The sequence below is a fragment of the Pseudomonas sp. AC016 genome (genome assembly GCF_979253365.1).
Window position 1 is genome coordinate 5,371,251 of record NZ_CEEDCC010000001.1, and the last position, 19,653, is coordinate 5,390,903.

Annotated in this window: 17 protein-coding genes and 1 other RNA gene; 9 read left to right on the top strand and 9 right to left on the bottom strand. The window is 60.2% G+C overall.

Annotated features, from left to right (window positions below; genetic code table 11):
* The first annotated feature begins 249 nt into the window (after positions 1-249).
* Entirely contained in the window at positions 250-1,416 is a 1,167-nt protein-coding gene (locus AC0IXS_RS24145) for a zinc-binding metallopeptidase family protein (protein WP_057410990.1), read from the top strand.
* 472 nt (positions 1,417-1,888) lie between these two features.
* Here AC0IXS_RS24145 and AC0IXS_RS24150 read toward each other — a convergent pair whose 3' ends face one another.
* The gene (locus AC0IXS_RS24150; RefSeq protein ID WP_057408409.1) at positions 1,889-2,377 is read right to left on the bottom strand and encodes a GNAT family N-acetyltransferase; all 489 of its coding nucleotides are present in this window, start codon (positions 2,375-2,377) and stop codon (positions 1,889-1,891) included.
* Between the two features lie 204 nt (positions 2,378-2,581).
* On the opposite strand from AC0IXS_RS24150, the gene ffs reads away from it, so the two are divergent.
* Positions 2,582-2,678, top strand: an RNA gene (gene ffs, locus AC0IXS_RS24155) — signal recognition particle sRNA small type.
* A 159-nt stretch (positions 2,679-2,837) separates the two neighbouring features.
* On the opposite strand, the gene AC0IXS_RS24160 is transcribed toward ffs, so the two are convergent.
* Positions 2,838-3,668 (bottom strand): lipopolysaccharide kinase InaA family protein, encoded by an 831-nt coding sequence (locus AC0IXS_RS24160; protein ID WP_057408426.1) that lies wholly within the window; start codon positions 3,666-3,668, stop codon positions 2,838-2,840.
* 460 nt (positions 3,669-4,128) lie between these two features.
* Here AC0IXS_RS24160 and AC0IXS_RS24165 point away from each other — a divergent pair, with 460 nt between their 5' ends.
* Entirely contained in the window at positions 4,129-5,253 is a 1,125-nt protein-coding gene (locus tag AC0IXS_RS24165; protein ID WP_057408408.1) for a mechanosensitive ion channel family protein, read from the top strand.
* An 8-nt stretch (positions 5,254-5,261) separates the two neighbouring features.
* Here AC0IXS_RS24165 and AC0IXS_RS24170 read toward each other — a convergent pair whose 3' ends face one another.
* Entirely contained in the window at positions 5,262-6,950 is a 1,689-nt protein-coding gene (locus AC0IXS_RS24170; protein WP_122583512.1) for an acid phosphatase, read from the bottom strand.
* Positions 6,951-7,172: 222 nt separating this feature from the next.
* On the opposite strand from AC0IXS_RS24170, the gene dnaX reads away from it, so the two are divergent.
* Together dnaX and AC0IXS_RS24180 are read left to right on the top strand one after the other, a co-directional pair.
* On the top strand, positions 7,173-9,365 hold the full coding sequence (gene dnaX, locus AC0IXS_RS24175) for a DNA polymerase III subunit gamma/tau (RefSeq protein ID WP_471825888.1): 2,193 nt from the start codon (positions 7,173-7,175) through the stop codon (positions 9,363-9,365).
* Between the two features lie 61 nt (positions 9,366-9,426).
* Positions 9,427-9,753, top strand: a complete 327-nt coding sequence (locus AC0IXS_RS24180; protein ID WP_004886053.1) for a YbaB/EbfC family nucleoid-associated protein — start codon at positions 9,427-9,429, stop codon at positions 9,751-9,753.
* A 543-nt stretch (positions 9,754-10,296) separates the two neighbouring features.
* On the opposite strand, the gene AC0IXS_RS24185 is transcribed toward AC0IXS_RS24180, so the two are convergent.
* The 3 genes from AC0IXS_RS24185 to AC0IXS_RS24195 form a co-directional block, all read right to left on the bottom strand.
* Positions 10,297-11,763, bottom strand: coding sequence for an aldehyde dehydrogenase family protein (locus tag AC0IXS_RS24185; RefSeq protein ID WP_471825889.1), 1,467 nt, complete (start codon positions 11,761-11,763; stop codon positions 10,297-10,299).
* Between the two features lie 149 nt (positions 11,764-11,912).
* Complete coding sequence (locus AC0IXS_RS24190) at positions 11,913-12,320, bottom strand: RidA family protein (protein ID WP_122689513.1); 408 nt, start codon at positions 12,318-12,320, stop codon at positions 11,913-11,915.
* Positions 12,310-13,446, bottom strand: coding sequence for a DSD1 family PLP-dependent enzyme (locus AC0IXS_RS24195; RefSeq protein ID WP_471826291.1), 1,137 nt, complete (start codon positions 13,444-13,446; stop codon positions 12,310-12,312). Before AC0IXS_RS24195 ends, AC0IXS_RS24190 begins: the two co-directional genes overlap by 11 nt.
* Before the next feature lie 110 nt (positions 13,447-13,556).
* Here AC0IXS_RS24195 and AC0IXS_RS24200 point away from each other — a divergent pair, with 110 nt between their 5' ends.
* Both AC0IXS_RS24200 and recR read left to right on the top strand, forming a co-directional pair.
* Entirely contained in the window at positions 13,557-14,441 is an 885-nt protein-coding gene (locus tag AC0IXS_RS24200; protein ID WP_122667850.1) for a LysR family transcriptional regulator, read from the top strand.
* Positions 14,442-14,560: 119 nt separating this feature from the next.
* On the top strand, positions 14,561-15,163 hold the full coding sequence (gene recR / locus AC0IXS_RS24205) for a recombination mediator RecR (RefSeq protein WP_025996936.1): 603 nt from the start codon (positions 14,561-14,563) through the stop codon (positions 15,161-15,163).
* A gap of 62 nt (positions 15,164-15,225) precedes the next feature.
* Here the strand turns inward: recR and AC0IXS_RS24210 are convergent, their stop codons facing one another.
* From AC0IXS_RS24210 to fliK, 3 genes are all read right to left on the bottom strand, one after another.
* Positions 15,226-16,044, bottom strand: coding sequence for a metal-dependent hydrolase (locus AC0IXS_RS24210; RefSeq protein ID WP_057408402.1), 819 nt, complete (start codon positions 16,042-16,044; stop codon positions 15,226-15,228).
* Positions 16,045-16,163: 119 nt separating this feature from the next.
* Complete coding sequence (locus tag AC0IXS_RS24215) at positions 16,164-16,487, bottom strand: EscU/YscU/HrcU family type III secretion system export apparatus switch protein (RefSeq protein ID WP_057408401.1); 324 nt, start codon at positions 16,485-16,487, stop codon at positions 16,164-16,166.
* Positions 16,487-18,106 carry a flagellar hook-length control protein FliK gene (gene fliK, locus AC0IXS_RS24220; protein WP_122422515.1) on the bottom strand — a complete coding sequence of 540 codons (1,620 nt, stop codon included), beginning with the start codon at positions 18,104-18,106 and terminating at the stop codon, positions 16,487-16,489. The genes AC0IXS_RS24215 and fliK overlap by 1 nt, the downstream gene beginning before the upstream one ends.
* Positions 18,107-18,296: 190 nt before the next feature.
* On the opposite strand from fliK, the gene ccmA reads away from it, so the two are divergent.
* Together ccmA and ccmB are read left to right on the top strand one after the other, a co-directional pair.
* Complete coding sequence (gene ccmA / locus AC0IXS_RS24225; protein ID WP_122667849.1) at positions 18,297-18,938, top strand: cytochrome c biogenesis heme-transporting ATPase CcmA; 642 nt, start codon at positions 18,297-18,299, stop codon at positions 18,936-18,938.
* Positions 18,935-19,606, top strand: coding sequence for a heme exporter protein CcmB (gene ccmB / locus AC0IXS_RS24230; RefSeq protein ID WP_122667848.1), 672 nt, complete (start codon positions 18,935-18,937; stop codon positions 19,604-19,606). The genes ccmA and ccmB overlap by 4 nt, the downstream gene beginning before the upstream one ends.
* Positions 19,607-19,653: the final 47 nt, after the last annotated feature.

Sequence of the window (19,653 nt, forward strand, 5' to 3'; positions counted from 1 at the left end):
TGACTGAACTGACGCCATCGCCGGCAAGCCGCCTCCCACGGGGTATGCATTCAGTCAGTCACTTTCGTTTTGGCCCCCGTTTTGCGCGTCTTCCCGACTTGTGTATAACGATGAGCGCAGGAGCGTGGGAATGATCGATACGGGCGCGAAAACCTGCGTCTTTCGCCTTTATTCACTGACCCGAATAATATTTTGAACCCCTGAAGCCCCCGCATGATCTAGTCCATGCAAGGCCCACGGGAGATCGCCATGTATCGTTTTTTCGAGCAATTGAGTTCACGTATCACCGCGCCTTTCGTCGGTGAGACCAAACGCAACAGTAAAGTCTGGCAGTGCCAGTGCGGACAGTCGGTGTTTTTCCCCAATACCCAATGCCTGGCGTGCTCGGCAGCACTGGGCTATCTGCCTGAGCAGGGGCGTATTGCGGCGCTGGAGCCTGGGGCTGAGCCTACTACGTGGCGTCTGAGCGATGAGCCGGATGCAGGCGTTTATCGGCGGTGTGCCAACCTCGACACGCCCGCGGCCTGCAACTGGTTGTTTCCGGCCCACAACATGGGTGAGTTTTGCGTTGCCTGCAGCCTGAACCGTACCATTCCAGACCTTTCAGTACCGGAAAACGGCGAGCGCTGGCGCAAGGTCGAGACTGCCAAGCGGCGTCTGGTAGCGCAGCTGATTTCGCTGGGGCTGCAGGTCATTCCCAAGACAGTCGATGAAGAAGCCGGTCTGGCCTTCGACTTTGTCGGCGTCGATCTGGAAGGCAATCTGCCCACCACCGGTCACGCCAACGGCCTGATCACGCTGAATATCGAAGAAGCCGACGACGCACACCGCGAAGCCATGCGCGTGCAGATGCATGAACCCTATCGCACCTTGCTCGGCCATTTCCGCCACGAAGTCGGCCACTACTACTGGGACCGGCTGATCGCCAACACCTATTGGCAGGAAAGCTACCGCAACCTGTTTGGTGACGAGCGAGCCAGCTATGCCGACGCGCTGGATCACCACTACAAGAACGGCGCGCCTGACACTTGGCAGGAAAGCTTCGTCAGTGCGTACGCCACCATGCACCCTTGGGAAGACTGGGCCGAAACCTGGGCGCATTACCTGCACATGATGGACGCGGTCGACACGGCGCTGGGCTTCGGCATGAGCGCCCGCGATATGGAGCTCGATTATCAGCCGTTCCCGCTGGAAACGCTGTTCGACCCACAACACCCTGGCGGCCCGGCATTCCTGTCGTTCGTCAACGCCTGGATCGAACTGGCCAGTATGCTTAACGAACTGTCACGCAGCATGGGTCAGCCTGATTTCTACCCGTTCGTGCTGCCGCCCGCGGTCATCGCCAAACTGCACTTCATCCATCTGGTGATTCAAGATGCCGGTGGCAAGGCGGACGAGGTGTTGCAGGCGCAGTAAACGCGGACCGTAGGAGCGCGCTTGCCCGCGATGACATTGGCGCGGTGTATCAGGTGATCCGCTTCATCGTTCATCGCCGGCAAGCCGCCTCTTATCAAACAACCTGTAAGCCACTGAAGGAACTGGATTTTGTGGGAGCGGACTTGTCCGCGAAGGTGCGGTGCGGCCGATGAAGGTTCAGCGACTGAAATGCAGCATTCGCGGACAAGTCCGCTCCCACGACGCCCGGTGTTTGCCGTGCGACAGCGCTACGTCGAAGACGTGGTGGCGCCTCTTATCAAACAACCTGTAACTTACTGAAGAAACGCGATTTTTGTAGGAGCGCGCTTGCCCGCGATAGGATCTTAAGGACAGAAACTCAGCGACTGAACTGACGCAATCGCGGGCAAGCGCGCTCCTACGGTCCGTGTTTGCTGCGCGACAGCGCTACGTCGAAGACGTGGTGGCGCCTCCCACGGAGCGTGCGCCAGCTTTAAAGCTTCAACACCAGCCGTCGCTCAAAGCCTATCCGTCCGCGATAGGCTTCGCCGGTATCAATCCAGCCCTGCCCGACATACAAACCGATAGCCGCTGCGTTGTCGGCATCCACCGACAGCATCAGTTGCTGGATGTCCGGCCACTTCAGGCTCAACGCCACTGGCAACGCCTTCAGACACACCTTGCCCAGCCCTTTGCCCTGTTCTCGACGATCAATCTGCAACGCGTGCAAGGTCGCGGTCGCGTCCTCCAATGCCCAATGCGGCAGGCAATCCCCACGCTTGAGCATGAAAAAGCCCTTTGGCACTTCATCAACCAAAAACACGAAGCCTGCGATGTCAGCACTGGGATTGACCAGCAGGGTATTGAGCGCAGTGTGGATATCGCCCGAGAACTGGATCTGTTCCGGCGCGATCTGAAGCGTTTCGAGCTGCTGGCATTGAGTCGGCGTAAGTTCTTCGTAGCTGACCAATCGAGTCTGCATGGGCAACCTGTCGGCTGATGATGATTGGAAGGGCAGGGTACAGGATCATTCTGCCTCTCTTCCAGCGCTCGGACGTCGTCCCGGCCCCGTCACACAAGTGCTTGAGCCTGATCGAAATTTTTATCCAAACCAGTGGTTGTAAAGTCGCTCCAGACCGGTACAATGGCGCGGCTCGCCAACTGGTGAGCGTCGTTATGGTGACCCCATCGGTCCCCCCGCAACGATTACCCGTGAACCTGGTCAGATCCGGAAGGAAGCAGCCACAGCGGGAACATTGTGTGCCGGGGTGTGGCTGGTGGGGGCACCACCTTAACGAACCTCTGTCGGTCCTCGACGCAGCAACATACCCAGCCTCTGTCCAAGCACTCGATCTGAATCTTCCGTTCAGTCATGTCGTTGCATCAGCCATCGATATCCGTTCCCTGGATAATCGACGCCAACGCTCAGTGCATCTGTCTTCCTACAGCCCACCCTCAAGAAATATCCGGCGGCGTTCCTTGCGGCCTATGTTCTCGTGTTTGCAGACGTCATAAAGCGCTTCGAAGCGGCTCATTTCGACGTCATCACGTTGGGTCATTCGATAAACCAGGCTGTCGTAGTCCGCTTCGGTAATGAACTTGTACAAGCCGCGTCGATAGAGAAAGCCCGTTTGAAAGGCCAGCGTTTCGGCAGAGTAGGGTGTCGGCCCGACAAAGCAGTTTTCCATGTCGATGACTTTCATCGGTTCGGCGTTGTTCTCGTCGAGCATGATGTTCAGCGCGGAGAAGTCCATGTGATAGATGCCCTTGGCATTGCTGCGCTGCAGCAGCTCAAGTGCATGTTCCACGAACCACTGAACGCGTCGCGGATGTTGCTCAAGCCAGTCCTGGCCGTCGCAATAACCGTCCAGCAGTTCGGTCAGCAGCAGGGTTTCCTGTACAAGGCCCAGACCGCGGCGGATGTAGCCAAAGCCGATGATGGAAGGCGAGGGTATCCCGCGCTGACTGGCGGCCAGGGTGTTGTGCAGTTCTTCCACGGCCCAGTCATAGCGGCCGTCGGCGGTCTGTCGCCCAAGCGTCACGCGCAAGCGGGATTTCAGGCTTTCGAGTAATTGGGATTTGGCAAACAGCCGTGTGTCGCCGGCCAGTAGCGGTCCGCTGATGCGCTTGCGGGATTTGCTCTTGGGCTGGTCGAACCAGCGGCTGACGGAGTCGAGCAGTTCGGCGGAAGGTGGCTGGTTGAAGTGAAAGGTTGCGTTCTCCACCTGATGCGTATGCAAAAAGCTGGAAAGTGCTGTCGATACCGAAAGCATGATCGAGTCCATTCCGGGTGTGCGTGAAAGGCTGAGTGATTCAGCTCATGAATATATAAAGCAGTAACTAGTGTCTTGCGATTAGTTGAAGCATTGTCCTTTTGTTCGACAATTCGGGTAGTTAATGGTGATGTTCACTCTTTCAGTGCATGAGTGCGATGAGTGCCCGCTTATGTGCCGTGAGCGCTCTAGGCTGCTCGTTACAGGACGCCTGAGCGAGGCGTATCGGCAGGTTTCAGCAGATCCTTAGTTCAAGTTTGCCTATTTGTCTGCAAATTTTCCGCCAATGTAGATGGTTGGATGAATGTACAGAAAATTGCACTGAACGCCTTGGCACCAATGCCACCTAATCCTCTACGCGTCGCTTGAAACCGTGTTACGGCAAGGGGCATATCAGGTCGCTGCGGGTGTCAAAGGCTTTTCGGTCGGGCGTCTCGCAGCAATGCAGCCGGAGGACCGAATGGAACATGACATCATCGTTTTTTTCACCGAATCGGAATTTTTAGGCATTTCACTGGCGAACTGGATTTTGGCCATCGTCGCTTCGACGCTGAGTTTCGTCCTGGTTCGCGGTGCGATTGGTTTTGTATTGCGCAAGATCCGCACGCGCTCCTCCGCGCCCAACGCGCAGTTGAGTTATATCGCCGTTGAGGTGCTATCCGGCACCAGCAATACACTGATATTGCTGGCGTCACTGCTGATCGGCGTCGGCATGCTCGACCTGCCGGAGCGCTGGCTCGGGCGTGTCAGCAGCCTGTGGTTCGTGGTCGCGGCGTTGCAGGTCGGGCTGTGGGCGAATCGGGCGATTGCGCTTGCGCTGTATCGTTATTTTGCACGGCACAGCACGACCAGCACTTTTCAGGGCAGTGCGCTGGCGACGTTGAGTCTCTGGGGTGCAAAGGTGCTGTTGTGGGCCACGGTGCTGATGGCGATGCTGTCCAACGTCGGGGTCAACATCACGGCGTTTGTGGCCAGTCTCGGCGTGGGCGGCATCGCCGTGGCGCTGGCGGTGCAGAACATTCTCGGCGATGTCTTTGCCTCGCTGGCCATCGCGGTGGATAAACCGTTCGAGATTGGCGACTTCATTGTCGTGGGTTCGCTTTCAGGCACTGTCGAGCACGTTGGCCTGAAGACCACGCGTATTCGCAGTCTGGGCGGTGAGCAGATCGTCATGGCCAATGCCGACATGATCGGCAGCACCATTCAGAACTACAAGCGGTTGCAGGAACGGCGCATCGTCTTCGATTTCAGGCTGACGTACGATTGTTCCGTTGACCAGGTGCGTGAAGTACCGAAGAAGGTCGAAGAGATCATTCGCCGCCTGAAGAACGCGCGTTTCGACCGTTCGCACTTCCGCAGCTTTGGTGAGACGTCGCTGGAGTTCGAGACGGTCTACATCGTGCTCGATCCCAGCTACAACGTTTATATGGACGTGCAGCAGACGATCAATCTGGAAATCATGGAAGCGTTTGCCGACATGGATGTGCGTTTTGCCTTCCCGTCACGCACGGTGTACGTGGCGTCCCTGCCCGAGTCCAGAGCGTCGAAGCGGACCGCTCTGGAAATGGACAAGGCTCAGGCCTGACAGCCGATTCAGGCTTTGTGATGGTTGCTGAATTGCAAGGCGTTGGTGAGATCGCCCATGGGCTGCTGGCCCCGGGCGACCATTGCGTCGTCGCGACGCTTGAGGCCGTCGAGCTTTTCCAGGCCGTGAACGCGAGTGATCAGGCGCAGGATCGACGCGGTGTCGTAGACGGTGTGGTCGACTGTGCCTTTGCGGGCAAACGGTGAGATGACCAGCGCCGGGATCCGTGTGCCGGGGCCGAAGCGGTCGCCCTTGGGCGGTGCCACGTGGTCCCACCAGCCGCCGTTCTCATCCATGGTGATCACAATCACCATGTTTTCCCATTGCGGACTGTTACGCAGCACCTTGACCACACGGTCTATGTGTCGGTCGCCCGACGCCACGTCGGCATAGCCTGCGTGCATGTTCAGGTTGCCCTGAGGCTTATAGAAGGTAACGGCGGGCAGCTTGCCTGCTTCGGCATCGGCCAGAAAACGATTGGTGCTCGCTTCGTCACCCAGGCCACCATCACGCAACCGGCGTTTACGCTCGACAGGGTTCTGCGGGCCTTGCTTTACGAAGTAGTTGAACGGCTGGTGATGGTATTGAAAGTTGGGGATCTTCGGGATACCGGTGGAATCCTTGAATTCATCCAGCGTGACCTGCCAGGCGCCTGCGTACCACGCCCAGTCGATGTCCTTCTTCGACAGCTTGTCGCCGATGTGCTCATGATTCTGCGGTACCAGCACGTTGGCCAGATCCGGTTTTGAATAGTCGGGGTTCTGCGGGTCGCGCAGCCAGGTCGGCCAGTAGGGCGGGGCCAGGGTGTTGACCGCATAGTTATCCGGGGTGATCGCGCTGGGGCCAAATTGCGGCGGTCCTTCCATGGCGCTGGCGGGGGACTTGTCCAGCGGCTTGAGGCGCGGGTCTTCCGGGTTGTCGCTTTGCAGCGTGGCGATCTGCGATTTGGCGGGCGAGTTGGCGGCATCGGGATAGATCGGCGCCGTCGCTGAAATCAGGTACTGGTGGTTGAGGAACGAGCCACCGAAAGCGCCCTGAAAAAAGTTGTCGCACAGCACAAATTCTTTCGCCACGTCCCACAGTCGCAGTGAGTATTGTGTCTGCGCATATTGGCCCATGGTCAGTCCGCCGGAATCGGCCCAGGCCACGAAACGGTCGTTCTTGCCTTCGTTGATCTGCATCTGGTTCTGATAGAACACATGCCACAGGTCACGGGTGACCAGGCTCAGCGGCAGGTCTTCATTGTTCGGACCCTTGAGCGGGAAGGGCGCGTTGGGCAGGTTTTCCTGAAACTGCACGCCAGCCGGGTAGGTCACGCCATCGACGCTCTGCGGACCGACCTGCAGCACGCCACCCCAGGCGGGCGGCAGTTTGCTAAGCAGACTGCCATCGCGGTCACGTTGTTCATAATCAGCGGCCTTGAGGGAAGACAGCGGCTTTTCAACGCCTGGAAAGTTGCCGAACAGGTTGTTGAAACTGCGGTTTTCCGCGTAGATCACCACGACTGTCTTGACGTTGTCGCGCAGGGCCTTGTCCAGTGCTGCGCCGGTCAGGTGCTTCTCGGCTGCGGCAGGTGGCTTTTCACCGGCGGTGACGTAACTGCTGAGCGTAACGCCTGCGCCCAATGCTGCCATGCCGCCCAGAAAGCGACGACGGCTGGGGTGGAGGGTGGACTCGTCGTCGGGTCTGTCGGTCATCGCGAATACCTGTCTGAATTATGTGTTACCAAAGATTTCAGGCGAGCGTAGCGATGGAATATGACGCTATTGCTACAGCGCGAACAGCCTCTATTGATGAAAACATGTTCACGAACGGGCAAATTCGGCCGTCAGGCCACAATAAGCAGGACACCGGATGCAATTTTGTCCCTGCTCGGCTAGCATTGGCGGTCTTCCGCTTACCAGTCGCGACGGTTTTCAATGAGTTATCAGGTTCTTGCACGTAAATGGCGTCCGCGCTCGTTCCGCGAAATGGTCGGCCAGACACATGTGTTGAAGGCCCTGATCAACGCGCTCGACAGCCAGCGCCTGCACCACGCCTATCTGTTCACCGGCACGCGCGGTGTCGGCAAGACCACCATCGCGCGCATCATTGCCAAGTGCCTGAACTGCGAAACCGGTATTACCTCGACGCCCTGCGGCGTCTGTTCGGTGTGCAAGGAGATCGATGAGGGTCGTTTCGTCGACCTGATCGAGATCGACGCCGCCAGCCGTACCAAGGTCGAAGACACGCGTGAGTTGCTCGACAACGTGCAGTACGCGCCGAGTCGCGGACGCTTCAAGGTCTACCTGATCGACGAAGTGCACATGCTGTCCAGCCACTCGTTCAACGCCTTGCTCAAGACGCTTGAAGAACCGCCGCCCTACGTCAAGTTCATCCTGGCGACAACCGATCCGCAGAAGCTGCCGGCGACCATTCTGTCGCGCTGCCTGCAGTTTTCACTGAAGAACATGACGCCGGAACGTGTGGTCGAGCATTTGACCCACGTACTGGGTGTCGAGAACGTGCCGTTCGAAGACGATGCGCTGTGGTTGCTGGGCCGCGCCGCCGATGGTTCGATGCGCGACGCCATGAGCCTGACCGATCAGGCGATTGCCTTCGGTGAAGGCAAGGTCATGGCTACCGATGTGCGCGCCATGCTTGGCACGCTGGACCATGGTCAGGTGTTCGATGTGCTGACTGCATTGCTGGAAGGCGATGCCCGAGGCGTGCTTGAAGCCGTGCGCCATCTGGCCGAGCAGGGGCCAGACTGGAACGGTGTGCTCTCGGAAATTCTTAACGTGCTGCACCGCGTGGCGATTGCCCAGGCGCTGCCCGAGGGTGTCGACAACGGTCACGGCGACCGTGATCGCGTCCTCGCTCTGGCGCAGGCGCTGCCGGCCGAAGACGTGCAATTCTATTATCAGATGGGCCTGATCGGCCGACGCGACCTGCCATTGGCGCCCGACCCGCGTGGCGGTTTCGAGATGGTGCTGCTGCGCATGCTGGCGTTCCGGCCGGCCGATAGCGAGAACGCGCCGAGGCAGCCGCTAAAGCCGGTGGGGATCAGCCAGGCCACGGCTGATTCCCAACGGGCAGTGGCCGATGCGACACCTGTTGCATCGGTGGCTTCCCAACCGCCTGTGATGGCAGCGCCCGATCCCGCCTTTGAAGCGACGGTGCCCGCGCCTGAACCGGCTCCGGTCAAAGCTGCGCAGGTGAAGCCTGAGCCTGAACAGGCTCAACCCGCAGCGCCAGCGCCTGCCGAAGAAATCGATCTGCCCTGGAACGAGCCGAAAACGCCCGTGGCCGATGTGATACCTGAGCCTGTCGCTGAGCCCGCCGAAGCGCCGGTTGCCGAACCCGTTCTGGAAACCCTCGGCGAACAACCTGATCTGACGCCCATGCCGACGCCTGCGCCCGCAAGTCCCGTACCGGACGCGCCGCAGGTCGAGGAACAGCAGGCGCAGGAACAGCCTGCCGAAGAGCCCCAGCCGGTTGCCGAGCAGGCTGTCACGCCAGCCATGCTCGAAGCCATTCCGGAGGCGGCGTATCTGTCAGCCCCCATGGGCCGCGACGACGAGCCGCCACCGGACGATGACTATGTCGAGCCGGATGTGGACATCGACCCTGCGTCCTACGCCTATCTGGATGAACTGGCGCATGAGAGCGTCGGTGACGCCGAACCGGTCGAACCCGAACCGACGCCTGCCGCCATGCCTGCTACGGGTTTTGCGCTGGAATGGCTGGAGATGTTTCCCGGCTTGCCAATCTCCGGCATGACCGGCAGCATCGCCGCCAACTGTACGCTGATGGGCAAGGAGGGCGATCACTGGTTGCTGCACCTGGACCCGGCGCACAGCGCACTGTTCAACTCGACCCAGCAACGTCGTCTGAACGACGCGTTGAACCAGTTCATGGGCCGCACGATCAATCTGTCTATCGAGCTGATCAAGCCCGAGCAGGAAACCCCTGCCCAGGCCGCGTCGCGTTTGCGTGCCGAGCGCCAGCGCCAGGCCGAGGCCTCGATTCATGCCGATCCGTTCATTCAGCAGATGCTGCAGCAGTTTGGCGCGATGATTCGAGAAGATACGATCAAGCCTGTGGATGCTCCGGCAGCGCAGACTCAATAACTGAAGGCACGGCGCTTCACGCGCTGCGCAAACGAACCATCCATATTCGAGGAGATATCCCATGATGAAAGGTGGCATGGCTGGCCTGATGAAGCAGGCCCAGCAAATGCAGGAAAAAATGGCCAAGATGCAGGAAGAACTGGCCAATGCGGAAGTCACCGGTCAATCGGGCGCAGGTCTGGTGAGCGTGGTGATGACCGGTCGTCATGACGTCAAGCGCATCAATCTGGATGACAGCCTGATGCAGGAAGACAAGGAAGTGCTGGAAGACCTGATCGCCGCCGCCGTCAACGACGCCGTGCGCAAGATCGAACAGGCCAGCCAGGAAAAGACCGCCTCCATGACCGCCGGCATGCAACTGCCGCCAGGCATGAAGCTGCCGTTCTGACGGTTGCTGTTGCGGGTATCAATGCCAGGCCATGTGCCTGGCATTTTTTTGGCCGCAGGATTGTGCCGGGCACTGAAACTTCTGTGCGACCCGGGCGGCATACCCACGCAGAGCACTCATCGTTATACACAAGTCTGTCAAACACTGATCGTGCCCATCGCTCCGCTTGGGCATGCCGCCCGTGACGCTCCGCGTCACAAATGGCACAGACTGAGGATTCAGTTAGCCAGGCGCATGACGTGGGTAACGCTTGAGCTTGGGCGCGCATCTGCGCCACATTCGAGAGCGGACGGAGCGTCCTGAGCGGCATTCCCACGCGGAGCGTAGGAACGATCAGCGTGATCTCAAGCACGCCGATCATGCCCACGCCTGTGCTCAGCGTTATACCCGAGTCTTGCTGCGACCACGGGGTATGCATTCAGTCAGATACTTACGTTTTGGCCCCCGTTTTGCGCGTCTTGCGGACTTGTGTATAACGACGAGCGCAGAGCATGGGCACGATCAGTGTGAAGGCGATTCCGACTGAAACGTCCCCTGCCAGGCTTACTCCGCGCCAAACCCGACAATTGCCTTGGTCTCCAGATACTCCTCAAACCCTTGCACCCCGTACTCGCGCCCGTTGCCGGAGCGTTTGTAGCCGCCGAACGGCGCCATCGGGTTCCAGGCCGGGTAGTTGAGGAGCACTTGACCGGCGCGGATCCGGGAGGCCACGGCACGAGCCTGCTGCAGGTCCTGGCTTTGCACGTGAGCCCCCAGTCCATAGACCGTGTCGTTGGCGATGGCCACCGCTTCATCCACTGTCTCGTAGGCGATCAGGCACAGCACCGGGCCGAAGATTTCTTCCTGAGCGATGCGCATCGACGTGTTCACATCGGAGAACACGGTAGGGCGGGCATAGAAGCCTTTCTCGAAACCCTCGACACGACCCGGCCCGCCGCATAGCAGCTTCGCGCCTTCGCCCAGCCCCGCTTCGATCATCGCCTGCACGCGATGAAACTGGGCTTCGTTGGCGATAGGTCCCAGCACTGTGTTTTCCGACTGCGGGTCGCCGACGATGATTGCATTGGCGGTTTCGATGGCCAGCGCCTCGACTTCTGCCAGACGACTCTTCGGCACGATCATGCGTGTCGGCGCACTGCACGACTGGCCGACGTTGCGGAAGGCCGCCATGACGCCCAGCGGCACGGCCTTGGCGAAATCGGCGTCGGGTAACAGTACGTTGGGGGATTTGCCCCCCAGTTCCTGCGTGACACGTTTCACGGTCGGTGCTGCCGCCTGGGCGACGAGGGCACCTGCGCGATTGGAGCCGGTGATGGAAATCATGTCGATGTCAGGGTGCGCCGCCATCGCGCCGCCGACTTCCGGGCCGCTGCCATTCACCAGATTGAACACCCCGGCAGGCAGACCCGCGTCGTGTACCAGTTGCGCGAACAGCAATACGCTCAAGGGCGACAGTTCGCTGGGCTTGAGTACCACGGTACAACCTGCGGCGATGGCCGGCGCAACCTTGGCGGTGATCTGATACAGCGGCCAGTTCCACGGCGTAATAAGGCCGCACACCCCGATGGCCTCGCGCTGAATCGCCGTGGTGCCTTCGACGGTCTGGAACGCATAAGTACCCAGCAGATCCCGCGCAACCCGGACGTGCTCGGCCGCCAGCGGCACCTGCATCGTCCGCGCCGAGCTGATGGATGCGCCCATTTCCAGGGACAACGCCTGCGCCAGGTCTTCCTTGCGCTCGATGATCAGTTCATGGATGCGGCCAATCACCTGAGCCCGCACGTCTGCCGGAGTGCCGGACCAACCGGCAAAGGCCGCTCGTGCCGCTGCCACGGCGCGATCCACGTCGGCCGCTGTACCGCTGGCGACGTGTGCGACAACCTCTTCGGTGGCCGGATTCATCACCGGCAGCGTCGCCGCAACCGCGGGAGAGCGCCAGCGGCCATCGATGTAAAACTGCTGCGCCGTGTGCGGATCGACGCGATGGCTGTTCGGGGAATGTATGGTCATCCAGCGGGCTCCCTGGAGCGAGAAAAGATCGGCGGCAGCAGACGGCCCGTGAAGGCCAATCCGTTTCATATCAATAAGCTAACAAAGCGATCTGGATAAAAAGCGCCGATCTTGAAGGCTGCGAAGAATAATCTGCTGTATGCGGGCCGCTAAGCGCATGGAGCTGTTTTTGGCACGCGTACCAGCGCTTCGATCTCGATCAGATAGTCATGGTGCAGTTCCGGAACGGGGACTACGGCGCGGGCCGGGCGATGCTCGCCCAGATATCGGGCGTAGATCCGGTCGAAAGCAGGCCAGTGCTTCACGCCCGCCACGTAGACCGTGACCTTGATCACGTCCTCGATGCTGCATTCGGCAGCCGTGATAATCGCCAGCAGGTTGTCCAGCGCGATGGCTGCCTGGACCTCGAACGGCTCGTCGACGCTGTGGCTGCCGTCGGCGCGTATCGGCAATTGCCCCGAGACGTACAGCGTGTCCTGATGCCGAACGGCCTGCGAATAATGCCCGCCCGGCGATGCGGCATGAGGTGTATGGATCAACTCGATTTCACCAGCCATGCAAGCGACTCCAGGTGTGCACGCGGCCTTCGGCATCCAGCGCGTGATAGTCAGGAAATTGCGCGCCGGTGGCGCACGCGTGGTTGGGCAGGATCCGTAGCCGACTGCCAATCGGGAAGCGCTCAGTGATATCGCCGCAGTCCTCGGCCGCCAGGGTAATAATGCCGTGTTCCTGATTGGCCCCGGTCATGCGCGCGCTTTCGATCCAGTCACCGGTTTCGGTGCAGACCTGGCCGTAGCCGAAATCCTGGCGCTGACGCTGTGTGCCGCGGTCACGGCTCATGGCCATCCAGCCCGCGTCCACGATGATCCAGCCCTTGTCCTGCTGGTGACCGATAACCGTGGTCAGTACGCTCAGCGCGAGTTCGTCGGCCGCGCAGACGCCGATGTTGTGCATCACCAGATCGAAAAACACGTAAACCCCGGCCCTGACCTCGGTCACGCCTTCCAGGCTCTGCGCCGAGAGGGCTGTGGGCGTGGAACCGATACTGACCTCGGGGCAGGGCAGTCCGGCGTTACGGATGCGTCCGGCAGCACTGACGCACAGAGAACGCTCCTGTTCGGCAATCGCCTCTAATGCTTCGGGCGTATCCAGATCGTAGCTGGACCCCGCGTGGGTCATCACTCCACGTAACTGCATGCCGCCGTCGATCAACAGTCGTGCCACCGCTATCAGCGTCTCGTCATCGGCCGCCAGACCGGAGCGATGGCCGTCGCAGTCGATCTCGATCCACACCTCGAAACGCTCGTCGTGCTCCTGCCCGAACGCAACGATGTGCTGCGCAGCAACGACGCTGTCAGTCAGGATGCTCAGGCGGCAGCCCTTGCGGCGCAGGGCCAGTGCCTGATGCAGTTTGCCGGGTGCCATGGCGACGGCGTAGAACACTTCGTCGATCCCGTTGGCAAAACAATATTCGGCTTCTTTAAGTGTCGAGACCGTTACGCCGCAGGCACCGGCGGCCAGTTGCGCCTCAATGACCGGCAAGGATTTGCTGGTCTTGACGTGCGGCCGCAGGCGTACTCCGAGTCTATTCATGCGTTGCTGCATGCGCTGGATGTTGTGCTGCATGCGTGACACGTCGATCAGCGCGACTGGCGTATCAAGGGATGGCGGTAAGTTGGGCATCAGAGAGGCTGACATGTGTTGCGCTCGTGTGGCTGGGTACGCATTCACTCTACTGTTCGATAATGAAGCTGTGGTTCAATCAACCTTCATCAATCCTTAAGCTGAACTGAATGATTGCCATCGAAGATTTGCGTCTGGCGGTAACGCTGTCGCGTTGTGAGTCACTCAGTGCGGCGGCCAGAGTGCTTAACGTTTCGCCACCGGCGTTGTCGATGCGGCTGCGCAAGCTGGAAACGCAACTGGGTATTACGTTGGCCAACCGGGATGCCCGGCGCTTGAGCCTGACTGCCGATGGCGAGCGCTTCGCCCGGGAAAGCGCGCATTTGCTGGAACAGCTGGAAGCGCTGCCGGAGTCTTTCAAACAGCGTGACGAACGCCTGGTCGGCACGCTCAGGCTGGCCGCGCCCTTTGGCTATGGCCGCCAGCGTATCGCGCCGCTGCTAGCGCGCTTCGCCAGACTGCATCCACAACTGCGCCTGCACCTCGACCTGCGTGAAACGCCCTGGCCGGATCGACATGACAGCGATGCCGTGATTCATATCGGCAGCCTCAACGACAGCCTGTGGATCGCCCGCACGCTGGCGCTCAACAACCGCTGGCTTTGCGCCAGCCCTGCGTATCTGGAGCAGCACGGCATTCCTGCCTCGCCTGACGAGCTGGCAGGTCATCGCTGCATCTGTATCCGGGAAAACGACGAAGACGTGACCCTCTGGCACACGAGCAAAGGTGCTTCGAAGAAGACATTGCGTATCGAGCCGGCGCTGCTGACCAACGACGGCTCTGTCGCCCGCCGCTGGGCCGAGCAGGGGCTGGGTATCGTGCTGCGCTCGCAATGGGACGTCAGCGACGCCATCGCCAGCGGCGCACTGGTGCGAGTGCTTAACGACTGGCAACTGACCAGCGCACCCATCAATCTGCTGGTGCCTGTCCGTAAACAACGCAGCGCGCGGGTGCAGGCGCTGATGGAGTTTCTGGAGATGGCGTTGAAGGTGTGAGGACTGTTGTCCTCATCACGAAACACCTGTTATTGGTCGCCCCCCTTCAACCCCGAATTGACGCTGGCGGCAACGCGCGGGTATAAACCGCGTCTTGTGTTTTTGTCGGACTTTTCTTCATGAGCTTCAGCCCCCTGATTCGCCAGTTGATCGATGCCTTTCGCGTGCTGCCAGGCGTTGGTCAGAAAACCGCGCAGCGTATGGCGCTGCAGTTGCTGGAGCGGGATCGCAGCGGTGGCTCGCGGCTGGCGCTGGCCTTGAGTCAGGCGATGGAAGGTGTCGGCCACTGCCGTCTGTGCCGCACGCTGACCGAAGAAGAACTCTGTCCGCAATGCGCCGATGTGCGTCGCGACGATACGCTGCTGTGCGTGGTCGAAGGGCCGACGGATGTCTACGCCGTTGAGCAGACCGGCTATCGCGGCCGCTATTTCGTTCTCAAGGGCCACCTGTCGCCACTCGACGGTCTTGGTCCCGAGGCCATCGGCATTCCACAACTGATGGAGCGCATCGCCGGGCAGGGCACGTTCACCGAAGTGATCCTGGCGACCAACCCCACCGTGGAGGGCGAGGCCACTGCTCATTACATCGCCCAGTTGCTCAACCAGAAAGGCCTCATCGCCTCGCGCATCGCCCACGGCGTGCCGCTGGGTGGCGAGCTGGATCTTGTGGACGGCGGCACGCTGGCGCATTCGTTTGCGGGGCGCAAGCCGATTTCGATGTAGATGCTTTGCGACTTCCTGCTTCGCTTGGGATGACCCAGCCTGCTCGATCAGTGGGCGGCTGGTCACATGTCTGGATGAAAGTCTGGCAGGAAATATCTGAACCAGAGCTTCGCGGTGTTGGCGATCAGTCCTTCCGTGCCGTACATATGTTTGAGAAATAGCCAGACTGCCCGGGCGTCCACTCGCCGTTTATGATCCGCCCTGAGCAGTATCGTGAATACAGTCACGGCCATCAAAAACGTTGGTGGTCCTATCAGAACTACCGCGCCAATACGCAACAGATAGGGTTTTACGCCTCTACCTATAACGCTGTTCCATAGGTCGTAAGCTGCTGATTTGTGTTCGTTCTCTTCGCGCGCGTGCCAGTTCCAGAGCTGCGCATAACCTGGCACTGATCCTTCCAGCAACGCAGGATTGTTTAGCGTCACGGTGGAGGCAAGCGCCGTGTGATGTTCAAACATAAGCGCCACCGCCAGTCGAAATGATGGAGCGACCCGATTCCCACCCAGAAGATAATCCAGGAATCTGTAGCACTGGCGTTCGAGTTCCCTGCCTGGCAAGCCAGCTTGACTAAGCAATCGGTTGTAGTGCCTATGTTCGCGGGAATGCATCGCCTCTTGCGCAAACAGGCCTGCCAGCCCTTCTTTGAGTTTCGGGTCTGTGATTGATGATTGGTAATACCTTGCGCTGACGATGATAAAGCGCTCAAAGGCTGGAGCCATGACTGAAAAGGTGTTCAGAAAATGGGTAATCAATACCCCTTGAGCATGCCAGTCACCGACTCGATCTGCTGGCAGATCAAACTGACTGCTCGATCCCGTATGGCTGATGGATGTCGCAAATCGCCGGACATCTGCTTCGAGTTGGCGTGCACGTCCCATTACGAAATCCTCCCAAGGATGTCCGTAACTTCAGTTAACACGCATGTGAGACGTTGTGACACGTTTTGCTCCCTGTATCGGACCGGCAGCAAGACTGTTTCGTGATGACCCGATCCGCTTCACCGACGCGGCGTAATATCCCGCTCTGCCGGCGGTGCATCCGGGTCCTGACCTTCGGGAAACTTGCCCCGCAAATGCCACGCAAACGCGATGATTTCGGCGATGGTGCGGTACAGCGGTTCGGGGATGCTGTCGCCCAGTTCCAGACGGGCCAGCAGTTTGACCAGTTCGGCGTTTTCGTAGATAGGGACTTCGTATTCGCGGGCGATGTCCAGAATGGCTTCGGCCAGTTGGTCGTCGCCCTTGGCGCTCAGGGTCGGGGCGCTTTGTCCGTCGTAGCTGAGTGCGATTGCCTGGCGCGGTGTGTCGTCGGTTCTGCTCATCAGGCGTTCTCGTCAATCCAGCGTTGTTCCAGAGCCGTTCGCGGGCCCTGGGGTGGCGTGCCGTGGTTGCAGGCCAGTTCGCCGACGGCCAGGCCGCAGGCAATCAGCCGTTCGCGCAAATGGCCCAGTTCCTGGCCGATCAATGCTGCGCTGTCGGGCCGCTCGGCCCACAGCTGGCTTGATAGCGTGCCGCGTAATAACTGGGCATGCACCTGCATCGGCCCCAGCGGTTCGAGATCGAACGCCAGATCGACCTTCCAGAGCTTTTCCCGGGTTTCCTGAACGTCGCCGTCAGCCTTTTCATGGGAGGCCTCTTCGTCCGGCTTGTCCTCGCGCTGCACTTTGACCTGCAAAGGCACGATGTCGTGAGCGTTGCGCATTGGCACTTCCATTTGCCAGGTAGTGACCTGCGTGCCGTCGGCGTTGGTGCGGGTCTGGTCCAGCCCGCCAAGTTGGTGGCTTTGCACGCGGGAAACGGCGGCTGCGGCGAGCTTGAGCAGGATTTCCAGATCCTCTTCCTTCTCGCCGCCACTGACCGAACGCGAGGGCAGTGGAAAGACACTCGGCTGGGTGCGCGCTGCGACAAGACCCAAAGTACCCAGTGCGTTGCGAATGGCGTTAGGCATGACCCGTGCCAGGGTATTGGACGCTGCTGCTGCGTTATAGGTGCTGTTGTCTGGCAGGCCCGGCAGGATCTGCGCGATGAGACGCGTCAGGCTGGCTTTCAGGTCCGGCACCTGCATCGGATTCATGCCCGCCTGCAGTTTCGCCTCCAGAAACAGGCCGCTGGCGTTGAGAGCCTGGGCGACGGTTCTGGGCGAGGTCATCTGTTCGACATCAGGGATGTCGGCCAGCAATTGGTTGATGCTGGCCTGTAGGGGCGCGCTGATTGCCGGACTGTTGCGCGGCAGGTTTTGCAGGGCGTTGAACAGGTTTTCCAGTGAGCCCTGACGGCTCTGCTGGGTGGCCAGTTGCTGTGCCACGGCCAACTGGTCGAAGCGGCCGGGCAAGGCGACAAAATTCAGAGCCTGATTACCCTGCACCTGAGCGCTGAGCAGGCTGCCGACTTTCAAGGGCTGCGGGCTGTCGATGGTCAGGCTCGCGCCTGCCTGTACAGTGTTCAGCAGCATCACGATCGAGCGATAAGTGGCTGGCGCAGCGGCTGCGGTGGTCGCGGGCATGTTGGCCAGTTGGCTGACCGCCTGAGCGATGACCTGAGTGGTCAACACCTTGCCCTGCAACAGCGTGCCGACCGGCAGCTGTCGGGTATCGATGCTGGTCAGCGAGTTTTTCAGTGCGCTGTTGAGCTGCTGCAAGGTCAGCGTCAACTCGTTGGGCGAGGCCTGTGTCAGTTGTAACAGGCTGCCGGGCGTGAACGGCACGGCGCTGCTGACGGGCAGGTTGGTCTGGGTGCCGTTGGCGAGGATCAGTTTGAGCAGTAACTGGAAATTCTGGTCGACTTGCTTGAGGGTCAGCACTTCGGCTTCGGCGGTCTGGCCTTCCGGTATCAGCTGGGCTGACGCCTGCAGCAATGTCAGGACCTGTGCCTGGGTGATGTTGGCGCGTAGCTGTGCAGTCGTCGGGACCGCTGCGGGAACGCTGGTGATATCGCCTGTCATTGAATATTCGACCTGAGGAAATTGCCCCTTGGGTGTCAGGACTCGTATGTATAATACCGACCCAAAGCGGTCTGGCCGTCATTAAGTTCCCTTCATGTAACGGCCGCTTCATGCTCGACTTGAACTGCCATTTCTTCCGTTTGTGCTGTTATTGGCGCATTTCGAGACAACGCGATACTGGAAGCGCTCGATGACTGCTGTGACTCCACTTCTGCACGCCACTGCGCTGACTTGCGAGCGCGACGGACGGCTGTTGTTCGAGAACCTTGATCTCGTGCTGAAGGCTGGCGACCTGCTGCAGGTCAGCGGTCCCAATGGCAGCGGCAAGACCAGCCTGTTGCGCATGCTGTGCGGGCTGATGCAGCCCACAGAGGGGCAGGTCATGCTCAACGGCCTTGCGCTGGACCGTCAGCGTCCGCAACTGACGGGTCTGTTGCTGTGGATCGGCCATGCGTCAGGGCTCAAGGAGTTACTGACGCCGCTGGAAAACCTGTCCTGGCTGTATGCGTTGCAGGGGACTGGCGAGCCTGCCGATTTCGAGCAGGCCCTGGAGACGGTCGGGTTGAGCGGTTTTGAAGACGTGCCTTGCCACGCCTTGTCGGCCGGACAGCAGCGCCGCGTTGCACTGGCTCGCCTTTATTTGCCGGGTCCTCCGGTCTGGATACTCGACGAACCCTTCACTGCGCTGGACCAGCAGGGCATCAACCAGTTGGAAGCCTGTCTGGCTGAACACTGCGCGCGGGGCGGCGTCGTGGTGCTGACCACTCATCATGTGCTGGACCTCAAGCCTGCCGGTTATCGACAACTGGATCTGGGGAGCAGACCCGCATGAGCAATGTGTTCATCCTGTTGCTGCAGCGCGAGGCACGACTGCTGGCGCGGCGTCCGGCAGAGCTGGCCAATCCGCTGGTGTTCTTTGCCATCGTGATGGCGTTGTTCCCGCTGGCCGTCGGGCCGGAGACGCAATTGTTGCAAACCTTGTCGCCGGGGCTGGTCTGGGTAGCGGCGCTATTGGCCGTGCTGCTCTCGCTGGACGGGCTGTTTCGCAGTGATTTCGAGGACGGATCGCTGGAACAGTGGGTCCTTTCGCCGCACCCTCTGGCCCTTCTGGTTCTGGTCAAGGTACTGGCACACTGGGTCTTTTCCGGGCTGGCGCTGGTGCTGGTGGCGCCGGCGCTGGCCTTGATGCTGGGGTTGCCGGGACACTGCGTGCCGGTGCTGATGCTGTCGCTGCTGCTGGGCACGCCGGTCTTGAGCCTGCTGGGTGCGGTGGGTGCCGCGCTGACCGTCGGGCTCAAGCGTGGCGGACTGTTGCTGGCGCTGCTGATTCTGCCGCTGTACATCCCGGTGCTGATTCTGGGCAGCGGGGCGTTGCAGGCGGCCTTGCAAGGCATGCCCGCGACCGGTCATCTGCTGTGGCTGGGCAGCCTGACCGCACTTGCGGTTACCCTGACACCCTTTGCGATAGCCGCTGGCCTGAAGATCAGTGTCGGCGAATAATTGAGGTTCCGGGGCCTGCCCGTCAGGCGCCCGGTAAAACCCTGGAT